Below are 5,013 nucleotides of genomic sequence, written 5' to 3' on the forward strand. Positions count from 1 at the left end.
AACGTTCGCTCTTTCCGTGCAAGTGAAAAAGTCGTTTCAATATATTCGAGAACAACTTCTTCAAGCTCTTCGACCGTTGTACACTTCAGCAATCGGTGCCATGCAAGTTTACTTTGATATATAATCGCTTCGGTATCATGCCATGGCTTACGTGACAAATCACCTAGCAGTCCAATGCTAATTGACTGGATATAGGCAAACGACTGGGCTTGAATATTCAGTTCCTTAAATACCTGCCTAACTGCTTCCACTAACTGATCTGAATCATCACGGTCAGCGAGCACAAGCAGGCTGGGAAGCAGATTCTCCCGTTGCTGAAAATCTTCATAAATCTTACGTTCTTCAGTACCTACATATACAATCAAACCCGTTCCGCTTTGCCGAGCATCAGTAATGGTATACCTACTCTCTCGGAAAAGCTGTTGAACCTCATTCCAGTTGTTCCCTTCCCGACTAATACAGATGGTAACGGCGGCCTGATGCGTATTCTTCATAAAGTTTTGTACAAAACGCATCTGTTTTTCCAGACTACTTTTTTCGTCTACCTCCGGATTAACCATTATAGCCACAACCTCGTCAGGTTTAAGCTTTGAAACAAGGACATGGCTCTTATCTTGTAAAGAGACCTTTACCGATTGCATAAGTGCCGAACTTAACATTAACCTTCGATTAGGATCTTGACCGATTGTCGCATAGCCATCAAGGGATGCAATAACAAGTTGGATTTCCACATTTTGTTCAGGTAAATGTAGGAGCCGACACCAAGAGAACAGTGTATCTACCTCCAATGGCTCATCTTCCAGCAGTTCCGAAATGAACGATTCTTTGAGCAAATGTAAACTGTCCGACATCATCGATTGAAATTGAAATGTCTGTTCGTTGATTTGCCTGATATTCTCCAGGGTTTGTCTGAAAGAAGTTAGTCTATGTTTGATTTCTGCCAATTTCAGAGGCTTCAGCATATAGCCCTGAACGCCTATTTCAATAGCCTCTTGAGCAAATTCGAATTCATTGTAGCCACTTATTATTAGAATTTGTATATTCTGATAGAGTGATTTTGCGAATGCCGCAAGCTCAATACCATTCATGCCAGGCATAGATATATCAGTGATCAGTACATCAATGAAATGAGCTTGAAGTATTGATAGCGCATCTTCTCCCGATTTCGCTGTAAGCGGATCAGCGAATCCGAGTTTATCCCAAGGGATATGTCTGATTAGGCCCCAAATATGAGTAGGTTCATCGTCTACAATGAGAACTTGCAACATTCTTATCCCTCCTTTTGAATGTTCGGTTTATCTACACTGGCTGGCAGCTCGATTGTAACAGTCGTTCCCGAATCAAGGTTACTTTCGATTGTCATTTTTCCAAGGTTGCCGAAGTATAGTTGGAGTCGCTCCCGTATATTTAAAAGGCCATAACCATTACCCTGGCCTACCTTCTCTCCTTTCTGTACAAGATCCAGGGTGTACGGGTCCATTCCTATTCCATTGTCTTTTACTGTAAAGCAGACTCCATTCGAACTTCGCTTGATCCCAATAGCAATAAAGGCATCTGTTTGTGTAAAAATCTTTCCATTAATATAGGAATTTTCGACAATAGGCTGCAAAATCAATTTTATCGAATATAAATCCAGCACTTCATCGTCAATGTCCCACACTACACGAACGCAATCCGGATAGCGAAGTTGTTGAATATCCACATAAGCCTTTACATGTTCCAGTTCTTTCCGAATTAGCGTAACATTCGATTTGTTATCAAGTGCTAACCGATAGAAGGTCGTTAAGGCTTCTATCGTTTCCGCTTGATACAGGTCTCCTTGATCAAGAGCACGCCAGTGGAGAAGACTAAGCGAATTATAAATAAAATGCGGATTGATTTGAGCTTGAAGAGCCTGGAATGAGGACTCCTTTTCTTGTAATTTTGCATTACTCAGCATTTCCACTAATTGTCCCAATTGGCCGGCCATTTGATTAAATATTATTTCTAAATCCCCGAGTTCGTCTTGACTCCAAGTTCGAACCGAAACATCAAAATCACCATCAGCAATATCGCTCATCCGCAAACCCAGCTTGCGTATGCGCAGAACAATGTTTTTCAATACGATTAATACGAGGAATATGGAGAGTAATAGAAAGAAAACGGTGACTCCCACAATACTGTACACTGTCATGGCAGATTGTTTTTCCATTTGTCGCATTTGAATTAATGCTGCCACTTTCCATTTTCCATCAATGTTTCTGACTGTAAAATACTCCCCATTCACTGTGGCACTTTCAGTTCCAAGTACACTTTTCCATAAGTTTGACAGATCGGTATCGATCACCGATTTGCCGATAATGGAGCGATCAGACGCTGAAACAATGTGCTCTTCTTCATCTACGAGGTACAAGCTTCCGGAGCCGCTAAAAGGCCGATCCATAAGCTCACCAAACACCGTGTTATAATCCAAAAGCAGATAAATTACACCTACGACGCTATTATCTCCATTCGTAATTTTTTGTGACACCATTAGTTGTGCAACGCTCCCCGGGATATACGTCCATTGCAATACAGAGGGTGATTCCATTACGCTGCGATACCAGGACTCCTCATTCAGGTTACCCGTTAATACTCGGTTGCCTGGCTTCCATAACAGTCCTCCGTCTTCCACGAGAGATTCATTGGTATGATAAATCCGGAAAGCCATGATTCCAGGCAAGTATCGGCTCATCACTTGAAAAGAGCGGTTCACATAATTAACGGTTTCAATCTGATCCGCCATATTTCCATAGGTTCGGCTCAGCCTGGAGATGAGTTCGCCATCCGTCCCCGCCCGGGTCGCCAGAAGATCATAGCTCTGCTTCCGGAACTCAACACTCTGAGTCGTCTGTCGGACTGCTTCATTGATCGTGAGCATATAGTTGGCTCTGACGTTTTGAAGGGCCAGATAACCGGCTCCTATGCCCAAAATAACCGTTGGAATGAATATAACCAGTCCATACAACACGACAAGCTTGCCACGAAGATTCATTAAGCGGGTCAGGCGGATAATCATTCTTTCTAGCCAGCGTCGCACTAGGCATTCTCCATTCTTCTGCCTGAATCTAAATCCAGATGAGAAAACTGCAAAGGGAGCATCCCCATTCTGGGGCTGCTCCGCATATGCGTACTGTGTCGAATTGTTACTTATTCATCGCTTGATACAACTCATTCCATTCCTGCTTGAGATCGCTCCAATGTGCGCGCTTTTCGAGCGCGGAGGTGAAATCGTTCCAGGTCTTCTCGAATGCCGCATCGTCCTTCGCCATGAGCAGCTTAGCCCGATATTCTTTATACACTGCATCCAACTCAGGCTTATACTTCTCCCAGGCGCCTCCGGTCTTTGGTTTCACCAAATCATAATTCTCCGCAACGCGGGTTGCACCGAATTTACTGATGGTTTGAGAAAACTTGGCTGTCTTTTCTTCACCTGGATGCGTATTCTCATTGGTAAACCAAGGATACCACTTATTGCTGTAATTCGAGATCTGCCATACATCTGGCGTCACTTGGGCAATTTTGGCTGCGTCACCTGAGGTGCGCATCTCTTTGAAATGCGGATCGGTGTATCTCCATTTTCCATATGGTTGATCATCCCAATCCCAGTACTTCCCAACCGGTCCATTCCCAACAACATGATCCTGTTCCGGCTTTGGCGTTAACGCCCAATCATAAAACTTGAGAATAGCATCCAAATTCTTAGTGTTCTTGCTGATATACGTATCGTAGGCCGGATATGGGTTGATGATTTGTGTCTCGCCCGGTTGGGAAACACCGTCTACTTGAGGAAATGGAATCGGCTCGTAGAACCAGCCCGGTCCGGTCGGGCCGTCCAACTGCTCCCACAAGTATTGATCGAAATCCCAGAAGTTCCCAATATTCATCGCATATCGGCCGCTTTTATTCTTTTCTTTATATCTTTCTGATTTATCGGTAACAGCCTCAGGGTCAATAAGTCCTTTGCGATAAATGCTGTTCATCCACTGGTAAGCCGCTTTGAACCCGGGATTATCATACTCGAAAATAAAACTATTGCCGTCTTTCTTTACCGGGGTGACGCCTCCAGCCGTAGCCACCGGTACGCCGAAAGCAGCCAGGACCACATTCTCTTCATTCGCATCCATTAGCATTCCAAGCGGCAGGAGCGGCTTGCCCGACTCATCCTTCAGCTTGGACGCTTTCTCCAAATAAGTCTCCACACCGCTAAGCGTTTTCAGGTCGTTCTCGGTCATGCCGACTTTCTGAAGAATATCGGTACGAATAAACCACGCATTGGAGGACCAGCCCGGGAATGGATCGGACGGATTCGTATCGAAATACGAGGGAATCGACCAAATGTGCCCATCGTCATCCTTCATCTGATCCAAATATTCCTTCGGAATGGCTGCCAGATTTGGATACTTATCAGGCATGTTAAAGTATTGTTCGAGCGGTTGTACGAGGTTGGAACGCTTCATCGCATTATCGACAACCTGGTTCCTTCCGAAAAGCGCCGCATCATCGAATCCGCCTGTATTCATCTTCAGATTAAGCGCAGTAATGGCGTCTCCTTGAGTAGCTTCAATCTGAACATCGACGCCGGGCTCTCCGTTTTCCAATACTGTTGAAGCAGGCTGTTGTTGTTAACCGTTGCCGACCAACCCAGCCAGAGCTTGAATTTGAATTCGGGCGGACTCGACGCGTTTGTTACCGCACCTCCGGTTGCAGCGACCTTATCGCCGGATGCTTCATTGCCGTTGTTGCTGCCCGAGCAGCCTGCCGCCAGACTGAGCGTAGCTGCCAACGTTAGCGCCATGGCGCTTTTGATCCCTTTTGATTTGAGTTTCATGTTCTGCCTCCCTTTTCATGTTATCGGTATATATGAATAATGCCTTATACCCGAACGTTAGCCCTTGACGGAACCGATCAAGACGCCTTTGACAAAATACTTCTGCAGAAATGGATACACGGCAAGAATCGGAAGTGCACTTATCATCACGGTGGCCATTTTAA

4 protein-coding genes and 1 pseudogene are annotated in these 5,013 nt (G+C 45.0%); all 5 read right to left on the reverse strand.

Annotation, left to right across the window (positions count from 1 at the left end; translation table 11 throughout):
• The coding region (locus CPT76_RS35975) for a response regulator (protein WP_105446271.1) at positions 1 to 1,268 on the reverse strand (1,268 nt) is incomplete at its 3' end.
• Between the two features lie 2 nt (positions 1,269 to 1,270).
• Positions 1,271 to 3,058, reverse strand: coding sequence for a cache domain-containing sensor histidine kinase (locus CPT76_RS35980; RefSeq protein ID WP_258169121.1), 1,788 nt, complete (start codon positions 3,056 to 3,058; stop codon positions 1,271 to 1,273).
• 106 nt (positions 3,059 to 3,164) lie between these two features.
• Complete coding sequence (locus tag CPT76_RS41120; RefSeq protein WP_258169122.1) at positions 3,165 to 4,253, reverse strand: type 2 periplasmic-binding domain-containing protein; 1,089 nt, start codon at positions 4,251 to 4,253, stop codon at positions 3,165 to 3,167.
• Between the two features lie 290 nt (positions 4,254 to 4,543).
• The gene (locus CPT76_RS41125) at positions 4,544 to 4,849 is read right to left on the reverse strand and encodes a hypothetical protein (protein ID WP_258169123.1); all 306 of its coding nucleotides are present in this window, start codon (positions 4,847 to 4,849) and stop codon (positions 4,544 to 4,546) included.
• A gap of 57 nt (positions 4,850 to 4,906) precedes the next feature.
• Positions 4,907 to 5,013: pseudogene (locus CPT76_RS41130) on the reverse strand (carbohydrate ABC transporter permease); the annotation flags it as partial.

Origin of the sequence: Paenibacillus sp. AR247 (assembly GCF_002968895.1) — a bacterium.
GTDB lineage: Bacteria > Bacillota > Bacilli > Paenibacillales > Paenibacillaceae > Paenibacillus_AQ > Paenibacillus_AQ favisporus.